This is a genomic window from Limnohabitans sp. DM1, assembly GCF_001269385.1.
Classification (GTDB): Bacteria; Pseudomonadota; Gammaproteobacteria; order Burkholderiales; family Burkholderiaceae_C; genus Limnohabitans_A.
Genome location: NZ_CXOO01000034.1, coordinates 78,345 through 92,838, shown reverse-complemented (window position 1 = coordinate 92,838; position 14,494 = coordinate 78,345). Strand labels below are relative to the sequence as shown.

The following is a 14,494-nucleotide window of genomic DNA, read 5'->3' as shown; positions in this document are numbered from 1 at the left end:
TTCTCCGAAAATAGTGGGCAGATTGTAATGGGGCCCAATTGCACATGACTGACACACCCGCCGATGCGCCCAGCACGCTTGCCACCGCTGGCCGTGCCACGGCATTTCAGGGGGCTTTGCTCGACCAATTCCGGGCACAAACGGCAGGCAGTGATTTGTGGGTATTTGGCTACGCCTCGCTCTTGTGGCGGCCCGAGTTCGAGGCCCAGGAGCAGTACATCAGCCGCGTCTGGGGTTGGCACCGCGCCCTGAAAATGTGGAGTCGGCTCAACCGCGGCAGCCCCGAGTGCCCGGGTCTGGTGTTTGCCTTGTTGCCCGGTGGCAGCTGCCAGGGCGTGGCCTACCGGGTGGCCCGAGACCAGGCCGACGAGGTGCTGGTGCGGCTGTGGGAGCGCGAAATGCCCATGGATGTTTACACCCCCAGCTGGCTGCCTTGCAACACACCCCAAGGCCCAGTGCAGGCGCTGGCCTTTACCCTGCCACGCAGCAGCCCCAGCTTCACAGGTCAGTTGCCTGACGAGACTTACCGGCAAATTTTTCAGCAGGCCTGCGGGCGCTTTGGCACCACGCTGGACTATGCCCGCCAAACCTACGAGAGCCTGCGGGCCCACGGCATCGAAGACCGGGCACTGGCCGCACTGCTTCGCCACGCTGACTGAGCGTTGAGCGTTGAGCGTTGAGCGTTGAGCGTTGGGCGTTGAGCGTTGAGCGTTGGGCGTTGGGCGTTGGGCGTGATGCGGGTGACTCCGCCGCGTCAGTCAGGCGCACGGCATCCATTCAGATCAAAGCCGCCCGGATTGCGCGGGCTCAATGCCTGACAAAGCCATATCCCTATACTTGTCACCATGAACATCGCCGACCTGCGCAAGAGCTACGAAAAAGCCGAGCTCAACGAAAACGCCTCCCACGCCGACCCCTTGCAGCAATTTGCACAATGGTTGCAAGAGGCCATCGCCGCCGAAGTGCCCGAGCCCAACGCCATGACGCTGGCCACCGTGGCCAGCAACCTGCGCCCAAGCACCCGGGTGGTGCTGATCAAGGGCTATGACGAGCGCGGCATCGTCTGGTACACCAACTACGACAGCCGCAAGGGGCAGGAGCTGGCGGGCAATCCGTTTGCGGCGCTGCAGTTTCACTGGGTTGAACTCGAACGTGTGGTGCGCATCGAAGGTCGGGTGGAAAAGGTCTCAGATGAAGAAAGCGACGCCTACTTCCACAGCCGCCCACTGGACTCGCGCATCGGGGCTTGGGCCTCGCCACAAAGCCAGGTGATCGACGGGCGCACGGTGCTGGTGACCAACGCCGCCAAATACGCGGCGCAATTCATGCTCAACCCGCCACGCCCGCCGCACTGGGGCGGCTACCGCCTGGTGCCCGACAACTGGCAGTTTTGGCAAGGGCGCAAAAGTCGGCTGCATGACCGCTTGCGTTACACCCAAGAGGGCAGCGGCTGGCTGCGCGAACGCTTGGCGCCTTAAGACAGGTCAAGCCAAAGACTTGCGAGCCGCAGCCTCAAACACCCGGTAAGCCGCCATGAAAGTGTCGATGTCTTCAAAGTAAGGCATGGCGCCGGCTTGCATGACCGTCACCTGCCAGTTGGGCCGATGGCGCACCAGGTCCAGCGCCCGGTAATCGGTGAAGTCGCCCCGGGTGCCGTGCACCACCCACACCGGCAGGCGCAGGCTTTCGTAGACGTTGTGCATGTCGGCGCTGAACAAGCCCCCGCTCAAAAAAGACAAAGGCGCTTGCTCCGCGTTGGGCACATGGGCTGTGCGCACCGCATAAGCCCACAGCGTTTCATCAATGTCTTTGCCGCCCCAGGTGCGTTGCAAGAAGTAACGCACCACCGAAGGCCGCGACAGCTGCCGAAACAAAATGCGCCCCCAGCCCGGCCCCGGGCTGCGCAAGAAACGGTCGAACCCGGCCATGAACAGCGTACTGCCCGCAGGCTGGCGCAAGGACTTGCCGCCCCGAAAGCCCGTGGGGCTGACCAAGGCCAAAGCGGCGAACAGCTGCGGCGTCTGCTGGGCCACGCGGGCCACAAATTCGCACGACAGGGACACGCCCACGGCCTGCAGCGGCTGGCCCGGGTGCCGCTGCGCCACCCATTGCGCCACTTGGCCGATGGCGGCGCACATGTCGCCCACGGTGTAGGCGCGTGGCCAGCGCTCAGACAAACCGTAGCCTGGCAAATCCAGGGCGTAGACGCTGTGGTCCTGGCGCAAGGCCTCAAACAGGGGTCTGATTTCAGCCGCTGAAGCCAGCGCATTGATGCTGTGCACCAAGAGCACAGGGGGACCGGAGCCCCCTGAGTACACCGCGATGCGCCCGCAGTCTCCGCTCAACGTGTTCAGATCGGCTTGAAGCGCAGGCGGCAGGGGTGTGTTCATGGCTGGATGTTAGGGCATGCGGTCAAACGGGCTACTGAGTGTGTCGAATCCATGGATCAACCCCATGGATCAGCCTGGCAGCTCGGCCAGCAGGGCCATGGTCAGTGAGATCCCCAGGATAGAGATGAGTGTGGACACGGCCACGGCGGCGGTCACCGTGTCTTCTTCCTTGCGGTAGCGCTGAGAGAACAAGAACACATTGGCCCCAATGGGCAAAGCCGCCGCCACGACCATGACCGACAAATGCAAGCCCCGCAGGCCCAGCCCCCAGCCCAGCGCCAGCATGAGCGCCGGGTGCAGCACGGTTTTCACCAAAGACGGCTTGAGGGCCGATGTGAACTGTCGCCCCACAGGCGTTTGCGACAGGGTGATGCCCACCAACACCAAGGCGATGGGGCCAAAGGCACTGCCCAGCAAAGCCAGGGGACGGTCCACCACAGGATGCAGACCCCAGCCGGTTTGGGCGTAGGCCAGCCCCAGCAAAATGGGCAAAGGCACAGGGTGAATGATGGCGTTGCGCACGGCCGATGCCACCGTGCGCCAGATGGGCCGCCGCTCACCCGACAAAGCCGCTTGCTCGTGCGCCACTTGCAGCTCCAGCACCAAAGTGGCGGCACTGAGCAAAACCAGGGCATGCAGTGAAATCAAGGTGAACAGCAGCACCTGGCCTTCTTGGCCATAGGCCAGACCGATCAGGGGCACGCCGATCATCAAGGTGTTGCTGAAAATGCCAGCCAGTGCCAGCACCGAGGCCCGGCTGTTGCCACCATAAGCCCACAGCATGGCGACAAACAAAACGCCAGCCACCAAAAAGTATTGCGCCACGGGTTTGAAATCGAGCTGCTCGATGTACACGCTGCTCATGGTGCGAAACAGCAAAGCCTGCGTCAGCACCAGAAACACCACGTTCGACAAATCGCGCACCGACTCACCCCGCACCAGCTTGGCCTTGCCTGCGACAAAGCCAATCAAAATGAGCAGCACCACGGGCAAGAGGGAGGACAGGACGGGGTGATCAAGGTTCATGGATGGATTATCCCGACCTGCCTGCGCCTGATTTCAGCGGAAACCACGTAGCGCCGCCACCTTGGGCGACGCCACGCAAGCCTTTAGAACGTGACCTGAACCCCCAACTTGAAGCTGCGCCCCGGCAAAGGCGACTTGCCAAATGCCGTGCTCGTGAGGATGGAACTGGCGCTGTAGGCCAGTTGGTCGCTCAGGTTGTCCAGGCGGGCAAACCAGTTGAGCACCGTGGCGTCGAGCTTTTGGCGGTATGACACGCTGGCATTGACCAAGGTGTAGGCGCCCGTGGCCACACTGCCCTCGGGCACGCGCTTTTGCGCCGCATGCCAGTCGGCCCCCAGCTTGGCGCTCCAAGGCCCTTGGCCGTGCACCAGGGTAGCGCCCACACGCAGGGGCGAGATGCGCGGCAAGGGCTCGCCCGAGCTGCGGTTGCTGGCCCGCACGCTGTCGGCACGCCAATCCAGATCGAGCGTCGAAGCGCCCTGCCACAGGCGCTGGCGACCGCTGGCTTCCAGGCCCCTGAATTGGGCCTTGACGCCTTGGTAAAGCTGCACGGGCAAGTCTTCCTCGATATCCGAGGTGTTCATCAAACCAATGTAGTTGGCAAACTGGCTGGCAAAGGCCGTGACATTCACACTGTCGGGGCCGGACTTCCACTGCACACCCGCATCCAGGCTCTTGGACTTTTCCAGACCCAGGTCTTTGTTGCCGATTTCCCAGGCGTGGGTGGCCAGGTGCGGGCCGTTGGCAAACAACTCGTAGTCTTTGGGGGCACGCTGCGTCATGGCCGCGTTGCCGGTCAAAGACCAAGTGGGCGAGAGCTTGAACACCGCCCCGGTGGCCACACTGAAGGGCGTGAATTTTTGGGCACCCATGCCCTCGTCAAAACGGTCCAGTTCGGGGTTGCCCAAGGATTCGACCCGCACCGACTCCCAACGCGCCCCGGCCGTGAATTGGCCCCAGGCGGTGGGCAGCTCTTCGTGCACAAAAAGGGCTTGGCTGCGTGTGCGGCTGTAGGGCGCAAAGGCTTCATCGCCCACCGCAGAAAAGCGGCTCGACTCGGTCTGTAGACCCACCACGCCTTGCCACCCCGCCAGCGGGCGGTGCCGCGCCTCAATGCGCAGGTCATGGCCCTTGTTGGCAAACACAGTGCCCGCTTGGGCGCCCTCAAACTCGGTGTGCTGGTAGTCGGTCTGGCTCAGGCGGGCTTTGACGCTCTCAAACCAGCCCGGCAGTTGGCGCACTTGCCCCTCCAGCGCGTAGCGGGTGGTTTTCATGCCAATCGTCACTTCGTCTTCGGCCACGGTGCCGTAGTCGCTTTGGTAGGTGTTGACCGATGCGCCCAAATAGCCGTGATCCCAGAAGGTGCTGGCCCCCAAAGCACCACCCCGGGCGGTGCTGGCCGAGTTGCAGATGCGCCGGGCGTTGGCAGGCGAGCCGGGTTTTGTGCAATCGAGCGACACCGGCACCCGCACTTCGCCTGTGCGGCGGTCAAAACCGTCCAAATGCAGGGCATAACGTTCGTTACCCGCCTCGACCAAACCGGCCACGCTGCGCTCGTCGTTGCCCGTGCCCGCTTGCAGCTGGGCTTTGCCCAGAACGCCCGAGACCGGTGCACGCGGGATGCGGTTGTCGATCACGTTGACCACGCCGCCCACGGCGCTGCCGCCATAAAGCAAGGCTGCCGGGCCGCGCAAGACCTCGATGCGGTCGGTGGACAAGGCATCCAGCGGCACCGCATGGTCGTAGCTCAGCGCCGAGGCGTCGAGGCTGGAGGCGCTGTTGTTCAGCACCCGGATGCGGTCGCCATCAAGCCCGCGAATGGTGGGGCGGCTGGCGTTGGGGCCAAAGTAGGTGCTGGACACGCCAGGCAAGCCGTTCAGGGTTTCGCCCAAAGTGCTTTGCCCGCGCTCGAGCAGGTCGGCACGGCCCATGGTGCTGACGGGCACGGTGGTGCTGTCGCGGCCCAAGGGGTTGCCGGTGATGACGATTTCGCTGGGCGCGCCCGGTGTGGCGCTTTGCGCCCAGGCATTTGAACAAGACAAAGTGGCCAAGCAGGCGCAAGCCAAGGCCGAAAGCTGAAAAGAATGTGTCATGACGGTGTGATTTGAAAAACAGGAACAGCCCAGCGCCTTCCGCCACAGACGGAAAGCCAGCCAGACAAGATCAGGGATTCAAATCAACACAGGCGGCGCACGGGCTTGCGCCGGGGACCAGCGGTCCTGGTCAGAAGAAAAGGCAAGCTCAAAGACAGGGGCCTGCGCGGGCACCCTCGGGGCGGTCCAGGCCGCTGCCGATGCGCTCAGGCGCTCGGCATGGGCCAGGTGGTCGAGCACCAGGCAAAGTTCAGACCCGGCAGCATGCCCCCCAAGTGCAGACTCACTGGCTGCCTGCCCGTCTTCAGCTGCATGCGCTTCGTGCAGGCCGATGGGGGCAGAACCCCCCTGAGGCGTGCTGTGTGCAATGCGGTGCCAATGCGCCCAAAGTGGCGTCCACAGCAAGGCCCAAACCAGCAGAAAACTCAGCCAGTTGGGCAGGCGTGAACGCGTGAAACTCATCTTGGGGCCGCCTTGAATTGACCGCTCAATGGACGTGCTTCATGCCGCAGGACTTGCCCAGTGCCAAACCTTTGCAGGCCGCTTGCAGGGCTTTGGCGCATTGTTCGGGCTTCTTGCCAGATTCAAGGCACTTGGCGGCCTCTTCGTGTGCCTCGGCCATGGCGCGATGGCGGGCAATGTCGGCCTGGACTTCTTTGGCGCTGTGCTGGGCCAGGGCAGCCCAGGACAAGCTCAGGGCGAAGAGGAAAAAGGCTGTTTTTTTCATGTTTTTGGGCTAAGGGATGATTGGCTTTCTGGCGCGAGCGTTCAACTCGGTCAACAGCCGACAACGGCTGCGCATATTGTCACTCACGCACCAGGCGTGCAAACGTGTTTTTGAATTTAAGCACCTTGGGCGCGGCCACCGCCATGCAGTAGCCCTGGTAGGGGTTGCGCTCAAAAAAGTCCTGATGGTAGTCCTCGGCAGCACTGTAGTTGTCAAGGGCCAGCACCTCGGTCACGATGGGCTGGCCAAATGCTCTGGTTGCGGCCAGCTCGGCCATCATGGTGTGTGCTACTTCGGCCTGGTCAGGCGTGGTGAAGTAAATGCCACTTCGATACTGCGTGCCAGTGTCGTTGCCTTGGCGGTTCAGGGTGGTCGGGTCGTGGATCACAAAAAAGACCTCCAGCAACTCCCGGGCGCTGACTTGCGCCGGGTCATAGACCAACTTGACCACCTCATTGTGGCCCGTGCGGCCGGTACATACCTGCTCATAAGTGGGTGCCACGGTCTGACCATTGCAGTAACCCGACTCCACGTCGATCACGCCGCGCACTTTCACATAAACGGCCTCGGTGCACCAAAAGCAACCGCCGCCCAACACCAGTGTTTCCGTCATTTTTGTGTCCATTACATCAATATTGTGGGTCCGGCCCCTTGGAAAAAGACCGCTGCTGTGTGACAACACCCTGACCTCAGGACAAGGCCACAAGCCTGCCCGAGACTGTAGCGAGTTCACCGAAGTTCTACAGGGCCCCGATTCTTCCCTGCGTTGACGAATAAGGGCTTTTCACCTACATTACTAACCAGTCAGTCATTAAAATCGCATCCGTGCTAGACATCCCCCCCCACAAACGCGAACGCCGCAAGCAAGAGCGCCCCGGAGAACTCCTGGAAGCGGCGCTGGATTTGTTCGTGGAAAAAGGCTTTGCCGCCACCCGCGTCGAAGAAGTGGCCTTGCGCGCTGGCGTCTCCAAAGGCACCTTGTTCCTGTACTTTCCGACCAAGGAAGACCTGTTCAAGGCCGTGGTGCGCGAAAACGTGGTGCACCCAGTGAATCAAGGGGCTGCCGAATTGGCCCAGTTTCAAGGTGGCACCGGCGAGTTGCTCGAATGGATGATGCTGCAATGGTGGCGGCGCTACGGCGCGACCAAAGCCTCGGGCATTTCCAAACTGGTCATGAGCGAAGCCAGCAATTTTCCTGATCTGGCCACGTTTTTCCGTGAAGAAGTGATCGAGCCCGCACACGCCATGGTGCGCTCGGTGCTGCAGCGCGGCATTGACCAGGGCGAATTTCGCCTGGTCAATCTGGACCTGACCTTGCATTCAGTCATGGCGCCTCTGCTTTTTTTGGTCATGTGGAAACACTCCATGGGGCCGTGCTGCCCGACCAGCGAACAAATCGACCCTGAAGCCTTCATCTCCCAACACGCCCAATTGCTGGTGCGTGGCTTGTCTACATCCTGATCTTCCATGAAAAAATCAACTCTCTGGATCCTCACTGGCGTGGCCGCAGCCATCGTTTTAGTTGGTGGCGCTCGCCTCTTGAGCCAACGCAAAGCCGCCAACAGCACCCCAGCCGCAGTCGCCACGGCCGCAGCCCCCACACTGGAGCTGGCCAGCAGCGACGTGTTCACCGCCCGCACACAGACCCTGAGCCTGGGCATCGCGGTCTCGGGCGCGCTCAAAGCCAGCCAAAGCGCCATCGTCAAAGCCCGCGTGGCCGGTGAGTTGCAAGAACTCAGCGTGCGCGAAGGCGACCGCGTCCAGGCCGGGCAGGTGGTCGCCCGCATCGACCAAACAGAATACCTGGCGCGTGTGCGCCAGGCCCAGCAGCAAGCCGATGCGGCCCGCGCCCAGGTGGACATTGCCCAGCGCCAGTTTGACAACAACCAGGCGCTGGTGAACCAGGGCTTCATCTCGCAAACTGCCCTGCTCACCTCGCAGGCCAGCCTGAACGGGGCCAAGGCCACTCACGCAGCCGCGCTGGCAGCGCTGGACTTGGCCAACAAGTCACTGGCCGATGCCACGCTGCGCTCGCCCTTGTCGGGCGTGGTGGCGCAGCGCCTGGCCCAGCCGGGCGAGCGCGTGGCCATCGATGCCCGGCTGATCGAGGTGATCAACCTCTCGCAACTGGAACTCGAAGCGGCCCTGACGGCAGAAGACGCCAGCCGCGTGCGGGTGGGCATGACAGCGCAGCTGCAAGTCGAGGGCGTGGACGCACCGGTCACTGCCAAAGTCTTGCGCATCAACCCCAGCGCCCAGATGGGCAGCCGCAGCATCGTGGTCTACCTGGGCGTCACAGGCCGCGAAGGCTTGCGCCAGGGCCTCTTTGCGCAAGGGAGTCTGGGCACACAAACCATGCAAGTGCTGGCCGTGCCCGTGAGCAGCGTGCGCACCGACAAACCCCAGCCTTATGTGCAGGTGGTGCAAGACGGCAAGGTGGTGCACATCACGGTGCGAACCGATGTGCGCAGCGAAGGCGAGCGGGAAAGCCTGGTGGCGGTGACCGGCGTTTCTGAAGGCGCACAAGTGCTGTCGGGCAGCGTGGGTACGGTGCGCGAAGGGGTTCAAGTCAAGTTCACTGCACCGCCCCAGTCAACGGTGACCTCGCCAGCCGCTCCGGCTTCGCCCGCCAGCGCAGCGAAATAAAAGGGTTTACAGCATGTGGTTCACCCGCGTCAGCCTGCAAAACCCGGTTTTTGCCACCATGGTCATGTTGGCCCTGGTGGTGCTGGGCCTGTTCTCCTTCCAGCGTCTCAAAGTCGACCAGTTCCCCAACATCGACTTTCCGGTGGTCGTCATCACCACCGAATACCCCGGGGCCTCGCCCGAGATCGTGGAAAGCGAAGTCTCGAAAAAGATCGAGGAAGGCGTCAACTCGATTGCCGGCATCAGCGCCCTGACCTCGCGCAGCTACGAAAACCAGTCGGTCGTTGTGATCGAATTCCAGCTGCAGATCGACGGCCGCAAAGCCGCTGAAGATGTGCGCGAAAAAGTTGCCTCGCTGCGCCCCCTGCTGCGCACCGAAGTCAAAGAGCCCCGGGTGCTGCGCTTTGACCCGGCCAGCCGCGCCGTGTGGTCGCTCGCTGTCATCCCCGAGGGCAATCAACTCAACGCCGTGGAGCTGACCAATTGGTCCGAACAGGTGCTCAAAAAGCGCCTGGAGAATGTGCGCGGTGTCGGCTCGGTCACCTTGGTGGGCGGCAGCAAGCGCGAGATCAACCTGTATTTGCAACCGGCCAACATGGAAGCGCTGGGTGTCACGGCCGAGCAGGTGGTGGCCGCTGTGCGCAACGAAAACCAGGACTTGCCCGTGGGCGCGATCCGCTCGCTGCAGCAAGAGCGCATGGTGCAAATCAGCTCGCGCATGGCGCGGCCCGAGGACTTTGGCCGCATCATCGTGGCGCGCAAAAACGGCACGCCGATTCGACTGTCGCAAGTGGCCACGGTGCAGGACGGCGCCCAAGAGCTGGAGAACCTGGCCCTCTACAACGGCCAGCGCACCCTCTTGATGTCGGTGCAAAAGTCGCAAGACGAAAACACCATCCAGGTGGTGGACGGCCTGGTCAAGGCCGTGGCCGAATTGCAGAGCCAGCTGCCGCCCGGCGTCAAGCTCGAGCCCATCACCGACAACTCGCGGCCCATCCGCGTGTCGGTCAACAACGTGCGCCAGACCCTGATCGAGGGGGCCATCCTCACAGTGCTGATCGTGTTTTTGTTCCTCAACTCCTGGCGCTCCACCGTCATCACGGGCCTGACGCTGCCGATCTCGCTGATCGGCACCTTCATGTTCATGCAGATGTTCGGCTTCACCATCAACATGATCACGCTGATGGCGCTGAGTCTGTGTGTGGGCCTGCTGATCGACGACGCCATCGTGGTGCGCGAGAACATCGTGCGCCATGTGCAAATGGGCAAAAGCGCCTACCGCGCCTCGATGGAGGGGACTCAAGAGATCGGCCTGGCCGTGCTGGCCACCACCTTGTCCATCGTGGCGGTATTTTTGCCGATTGGTTTCATGGAAGGGATCATCGGGAAGTTCTTCCACGAGTTCGGCATCACCATCGTGGCGGCGGTGATGATCTCGATGTTTGTGAGCTTCACGCTCGACCCGATGCTGTCCAGCATCTGGCACGACCCGGCCATCGACGCACACGGCAAAAACCAAGCGCCTGTGAGCTGGTACGACAGGACCATTGGCCGGGTGACCGGCTGGTTTGACCGGGGCACCGAGCGCCTGGCCGATGGCTACCAGGGCATCTTGCGCTGGGCGCTGGTGCACAAAAAATCCACCGTCTTTTTAGCTCTCGGCATTTTTGTGGCCAGTGTGTTCATGGTCCGCTTGCTGGGCACCGAGTTTGTGCCCAAGGCCGACTTTTCCGAGACCTCGCTCAAGTTCGAAACCCCGGTAGGCACCTCGCTCGAAGCCACCGAGGCCAAAACACGCCAGGTCGAGGCCATCCTGCGCGACTTCCCGGAAGTGCGCTACACCGTCAGCACCATCAACACCGCCAATGCGCAGGGCAAGAACAACGTCAACCTGTACATCCGTTTGGTGGACCGCAAAAACCGCAGCCGCAACGCCGACCAGATGTCCGCCGCACTTCGAGATCGCCTCAAACAAGTGCCCGGCATCGCGGTCACGCACGCCGGCTTGCTCGACGCCATTGGCGGCAACAAGCAAGTGGAGTTCTCGCTGCAAGGCCCGGACCAAAAAGAGCTGGAGCGCCTGGCGCTGCTGGCGCTGGCCAAGGTGCGGGACATTCCCGGCCTGGTCGATCTGGACTCCAGCGTCAAGCCCAACAAGCCTGTCATCGGTGTGGAAGTGCTGCGCGACTCGGCCTCGGACCTGGGCCTGGGCACGGCGCAACTGGCCGGGCCCCTGCGCACCCTGGTGGCCGGGCAAACCGTGGGCAACTGGCGCGCCCCGGACGACCAGACCTACGACGTGAACGTGCGCCTCTCGCCTGAAGCCCGCAACAGCCCGCAGGACCTGGAGCGCCTGCCCTTCATGGTGGCAGCTGCCGTCGATGGCAGCCCACGCATCGTGCGCCTGGGCCAGGTGGCCCGCGTCACCGAAACCACTGGCTCCAACCAGATCAACCGGCGCGACCTGATGCGCGAGGTGGCCATCAACGCCAACGTGTTCGGACGCTCAGCGGGTGAGGTTTCGGCCGACATCCGCCAAGCCATGGACAGCCTGAGCCTGCCGCCCGGCTACCGCTACAGCTTTGGCGGCTCGACCAAAAACATGGCTGAATCCTTTGGCTACGCCTTGTCGGCCCTGGCCATGGCGGTGATCTTCATCTACATGATTTTGGCCAGCCAATTCAAGAGCTTCCTGCAGCCCCTGGCCCTGATGACCGCCCTGCCCCTGACCTTGATCGGCGTGGTGCTGGCCCTGATGGCGTTCCGCTCCACTTTGTCCATGTTCTCCGTCATTGGCGTGATCATGCTCATGGGCCTGGTCACCAAAAACGCCATCTTGCTGGTGGACTTTGCCATCCGCGCCCGAGAGGACGGACTGGAACGCGCCGAAGCCCTGCTGCTGGCGGCCAAAGTGCGACTGCGTCCGATTTTGATGACCACCTTGGCCATGATTTTTGGCATGGTGCCACTGGCTTTTGCCCTGACCGAGGGCGCCGAGCAACGCGCGCCCATGGGCCAGGCGGTCATTGGCGGCGTCATCACGTCCTCGCTGCTGACCTTGGTGGTGGTGCCGGTGGTGTACTGCTACATGGACGATCTGGCCCAGTGGCTGCGCCGCAAAGCCGGTATAGGCCCTGTGCGTCAGCCCCACGACGCGACTGAACAGTAAAATCTTTCGGATATTGATCAACGTCCCCCCAGGAGAAAAAAATGGATCTGAACCAGGCCCGCTTCAACATGATTGAACAGCAAATCCGCCCATGGGAGGTGCTCGCCCCCCAAGTGCTGGACCTGTTGTCTGTGGTGCGCCGGGAAGACTTTGTGCCACTGGCCCACAAAGCCCTGGCCTTTGTGGACATGGACATCCCGCTTGGTACTGCGGCCAACCAGGTCATGCTGGCCCCACGCGTTCAGGCCCGTCTGCTGCAAGATCTGGCCGTCAAAAAAACCGACAAAGTGTTGGAAATCGGCACCGGCTCAGGCTTCATGGCCGCGCTGCTGGGCCACCAGGCCGCCAGCGTGCTCAGCCTGGAAATGGACGCCCAACTGGCCGCCCAAGCCCAAGCCAACTTGCAAAAAGCGGGCATGAGCAATGTGACTGTGCGCAACACCGACGGGAGCCAGGGTGCCGCAGCCGAAGGACCGTTTGACGTGATTTTGCTCAGTGGCTCTGTGGCCGAAGTGCCAGCCACTTTGCTGCAACAACTCACCATCGGCGGCCGCCTGGCCGCCATCGTTGGCAACGAGCCCATGATGCGCGCCACGCTGATCACCCGCACCAGCAACAGCAGCTTCACCACCACCGAACCCTGGGACTGCAACGCACCCCGCCTGTCGGGCTTTGCCGAACCTTCCAGCTTCCAATTCTGAAACCACCATGGAACAGATCTACCCCGCCCAAGTTGCCCAATGGGCCAGCCAACAAGCCCAGCGCCCCGTCTTGCTCGATGTGCGCGAAGGCTGGGAAGTGCAAACCGCAAGCGCCAGGCCTGAGGCGCTCGATCTGGTCCACATGCCCATGCAAACCATCCCGGCTCGGCTGGACGAACTGGACAAATCCCGCGCCATAGCCTGCCTGTGCCACCATGGTGGCCGCAGCATGCAAGTCGCTGCGTTTTTGCAGCAGCATGGCTTTCAAGTGGTGAACGTGGCAGGCGGTATCCATGCCTGGTCTGCGCAAGTTGATCCGTCCATTCCGGTTTATTGAAATTTGCCATTTCGGCTTCAAGAAAGATGTCCATGCAGCAACCCCGCCCGTCCACCACCCTGTTTCGCCGCCTGCCCGTGAGCCTGCTTGCCTCCCTGGCTTTGGCCAGCACCAGCCAGGCACAAAGCCTGGTGGACGTGTACGAAATGGCCAAAGGCTATGACGCCAGCTACCAGTCTGCAAAATTTCAGTACGAGGCCAATCTGGCGAAAGCAGATCAGGGAAAGGCGGTGTTGTTGCCAACTGTGGGTCTGGGCGCTGGCGTGACGCGAGCAGACAGGTCCATGAGTCCTGAAACTGCTAACTCAAACTACAACTACACCACTCAAACTACGGGCATCAACGCAACACAACCGCTATACCGCCCGGCCAATCTGGCCACTTACCAACAAAGCCAAAAAGCACTGGATGCTGCCCGGGCGACCTTGCTGCAGGCAGAACAAGACCTGATCGTGCGTACAAGTCAGGCCTATTTCGATGTTCTGTCCTCACAAGACAGTTTGACTTTCGTGAAAGCACAAAAAGCCGCAGTGGCGGAACAACTGGCCAGCGCCAAACGCAATTTCGAAGTAGGCACAGCCACCATCACCGACACCCGAGAAGCCCAAGCCCGGTTTGATCTGGTCACTGCGCAGGAAATTGCCGCGGACAATGATCTCCGCGTGAAAACAGTCGCACTGGAATTGCTGGTCGGCAAAACGGGCATCAAGCCCACCGTGCTGAATGCTGCTGCCATCCTGCCCTCTGCTCCAGGCACTGATGCCCAGGAATGGATCACCCAAAGCGAACAGATGCACCCCGGTATTCGGCAAGCCCGCGCCAATCTGGAAATTGCCAAACTCGAAACTGAAAAAGCCGAAGCGGGACACAAACCCACTGTGGACTTCACACTGGGTTACAACATACAGAAAAACATCAACGGAACGTCTGTTTCAATACTTCCAGTCAATAACCAAATCACCATCGCCAGTGCTGGCGTCAGCCTGAACGTCCCCCTGTTCGCGGGCTTCGCCACCCAAAACCGCATCCGTGAAACCCTGGCCCTGGAAGACAAGGCTCGCAACGATCTGGAAGGCGCTCAGCGTCAGGTGGCACAAGCCACGCGCACCGCCTATCTGGGCCTGCAATCGGGTCTGGGCCAGGTCAAGGCGCTGGAAGCCGCAGAAGCCTCCAGCCAGGCTGCTTTGGACGCCAACAAGCTGGGTTACCAAGTGGGGGTGCGCATCAACATCGACGTGCTCAACAGCCAAAGCCAGCTGTTCCAGACCAAACGCGATCTGGCCAAAGCCCGCTACGACGTGTTGGTGGGCCAACTCAAACTGCGCCAGGCCAGCGGCACGCTCAAGGCCGAAGACCTGCAAAGTATCAACGCCCTGCTGCAAAAATAAGCCCCCAAGGCGGTGGG

The 14,494-nt window shown here is 61.9% G+C and carries 14 protein-coding genes; 8 read left to right on the top strand and 6 right to left on the bottom strand.

All coding sequences use genetic code 11. The features are described from left to right. Positions 1-44 precede the first annotated feature (44 nt). Complete coding sequence (locus tag AMM33_RS14100) at positions 45-659, top strand: gamma-glutamylcyclotransferase (RefSeq protein ID WP_090141937.1); 615 nt, start codon at positions 45-47, stop codon at positions 657-659. A gap of 186 nt (positions 660-845) precedes the next feature. After that, positions 846-1,478 carry a pyridoxamine 5'-phosphate oxidase gene (pdxH, locus tag AMM33_RS14095; RefSeq protein ID WP_090141936.1) on the top strand — a complete coding sequence of 211 codons (633 nt, stop codon included), beginning with the start codon at positions 846-848 and terminating at the stop codon, positions 1,476-1,478. 6 nt (positions 1,479-1,484) lie between these two features. Here pdxH and AMM33_RS14090 read toward each other — a convergent pair whose 3' ends face one another. From AMM33_RS14090 to msrA, 6 genes are all read right to left on the bottom strand, one after another. Then, positions 1,485-2,390, bottom strand: coding sequence for an alpha/beta fold hydrolase (locus tag AMM33_RS14090; RefSeq protein ID WP_090141935.1), 906 nt, complete (start codon positions 2,388-2,390; stop codon positions 1,485-1,487). A 69-nt stretch (positions 2,391-2,459) separates the two neighbouring features. Beyond that, entirely contained in the window at positions 2,460-3,416 is a 957-nt protein-coding gene (locus AMM33_RS14085; RefSeq protein ID WP_090141934.1) for an AEC family transporter, read from the bottom strand. Between the two features lie 83 nt (positions 3,417-3,499). Next, positions 3,500-5,509 (bottom strand): TonB-dependent receptor, encoded by a 2,010-nt coding sequence (locus tag AMM33_RS14080; RefSeq protein WP_090141933.1) that lies wholly within the window; start codon positions 5,507-5,509, stop codon positions 3,500-3,502. Between the two features lie 78 nt (positions 5,510-5,587). After that, positions 5,588-5,971 carry a hypothetical protein gene (locus AMM33_RS14075; RefSeq protein ID WP_090141932.1) on the bottom strand — a complete coding sequence of 128 codons (384 nt, stop codon included), beginning with the start codon at positions 5,969-5,971 and terminating at the stop codon, positions 5,588-5,590. 25 nt (positions 5,972-5,996) lie between these two features. Beyond that, a complete protein-coding gene (locus AMM33_RS14070; protein ID WP_090141931.1) occupies positions 5,997-6,236 on the bottom strand; it encodes a hypothetical protein in 240 nt (79 codons plus the stop codon). A 79-nt stretch (positions 6,237-6,315) separates the two neighbouring features. Next, positions 6,316-6,849, bottom strand: a complete 534-nt coding sequence (gene msrA, locus AMM33_RS14065; RefSeq protein ID WP_090141960.1) for a peptide-methionine (S)-S-oxide reductase MsrA — start codon at positions 6,847-6,849, stop codon at positions 6,316-6,318. 212 nt (positions 6,850-7,061) lie between these two features. Between msrA and AMM33_RS14060 the strand changes: the two genes are divergently transcribed. The 6 genes from AMM33_RS14060 to AMM33_RS14035 are packed head-to-tail and all read left to right on the top strand — an operon-like array spanning position 7,062 to position 14,477. Beyond that, a complete protein-coding gene (locus tag AMM33_RS14060; protein ID WP_228768136.1) occupies positions 7,062-7,697 on the top strand; it encodes a TetR/AcrR family transcriptional regulator in 636 nt (211 codons plus the stop codon). A 6-nt stretch (positions 7,698-7,703) separates the two neighbouring features. Continuing rightward, positions 7,704-8,882 (top strand): efflux RND transporter periplasmic adaptor subunit, encoded by a 1,179-nt coding sequence (locus tag AMM33_RS14055; RefSeq protein WP_090141929.1) that lies wholly within the window; start codon positions 7,704-7,706, stop codon positions 8,880-8,882. A 13-nt stretch (positions 8,883-8,895) separates the two neighbouring features. Next, a complete protein-coding gene (locus AMM33_RS14050; protein WP_090141928.1) occupies positions 8,896-12,051 on the top strand; it encodes an efflux RND transporter permease subunit in 3,156 nt (1,051 codons plus the stop codon). 41 nt (positions 12,052-12,092) lie between these two features. Next, positions 12,093-12,752 (top strand): protein-L-isoaspartate O-methyltransferase family protein, encoded by a 660-nt coding sequence (locus tag AMM33_RS14045; RefSeq protein ID WP_090141927.1) that lies wholly within the window; start codon positions 12,093-12,095, stop codon positions 12,750-12,752. Positions 12,753-12,759: 7 nt separating this feature from the next. Next, a complete protein-coding gene (locus AMM33_RS14040) occupies positions 12,760-13,089 on the top strand; it encodes a rhodanese-like domain-containing protein (RefSeq protein ID WP_090141926.1) in 330 nt (109 codons plus the stop codon). Positions 13,090-13,121: 32 nt separating this feature from the next. Continuing rightward, positions 13,122-14,477 carry a TolC family outer membrane protein gene (locus AMM33_RS14035; protein WP_090141959.1) on the top strand — a complete coding sequence of 452 codons (1,356 nt, stop codon included), beginning with the start codon at positions 13,122-13,124 and terminating at the stop codon, positions 14,475-14,477. Positions 14,478-14,494 lie beyond the last annotated feature (17 nt).

Bases quoted from the DNA above. Each gene is read 5' to 3' on its own strand.
- AMM33_RS14085 (WP_090141934.1), bottom strand. From the start codon at position 3,416: ATGAACCTTGATCACCCCGTCCTGTCCTCCCTCTTGCCCGTGGTGCTG.
- pdxH (WP_090141936.1), top strand. From the start codon at position 846: ATGAACATCGCCGACCTGCGCAAGAGCTACGAAAAAGCCGAGCTCAAC.
- AMM33_RS14055 (WP_090141929.1), top strand. From the start codon at position 7,704: ATGAAAAAATCAACTCTCTGGATCCTCACTGGCGTGGCCGCAGCCATC.
- AMM33_RS14035 (WP_090141959.1), top strand. From the start codon at position 13,122: ATGCAGCAACCCCGCCCGTCCACCACCCTGTTTCGCCGCCTGCCCGTG.
- AMM33_RS14080 (WP_090141933.1), bottom strand. From the start codon at position 5,509: ATGACACATTCTTTTCAGCTTTCGGCCTTGGCTTGCGCCTGCTTGGCC.
- msrA (WP_090141960.1), bottom strand. From the start codon at position 6,849: ATGACGGAAACACTGGTGTTGGGCGGCGGTTGCTTTTGGTGCACCGAG.
- AMM33_RS14075 (WP_090141932.1), bottom strand. From the start codon at position 5,971: ATGAGTTTCACGCGTTCACGCCTGCCCAACTGGCTGAGTTTTCTGCTG.
- AMM33_RS14100 (WP_090141937.1), top strand. From the start codon at position 45: ATGACTGACACACCCGCCGATGCGCCCAGCACGCTTGCCACCGCTGGC.
- AMM33_RS14050 (WP_090141928.1), top strand. From the start codon at position 8,896: ATGTGGTTCACCCGCGTCAGCCTGCAAAACCCGGTTTTTGCCACCATG.
- AMM33_RS14040 (WP_090141926.1), top strand. From the start codon at position 12,760: ATGGAACAGATCTACCCCGCCCAAGTTGCCCAATGGGCCAGCCAACAA.
- AMM33_RS14070 (WP_090141931.1), bottom strand. From the start codon at position 6,236: ATGAAAAAAACAGCCTTTTTCCTCTTCGCCCTGAGCTTGTCCTGGGCT.
- AMM33_RS14045 (WP_090141927.1), top strand. From the start codon at position 12,093: ATGGATCTGAACCAGGCCCGCTTCAACATGATTGAACAGCAAATCCGC.
- AMM33_RS14090 (WP_090141935.1), bottom strand. From the start codon at position 2,390: ATGAACACACCCCTGCCGCCTGCGCTTCAAGCCGATCTGAACACGTTG.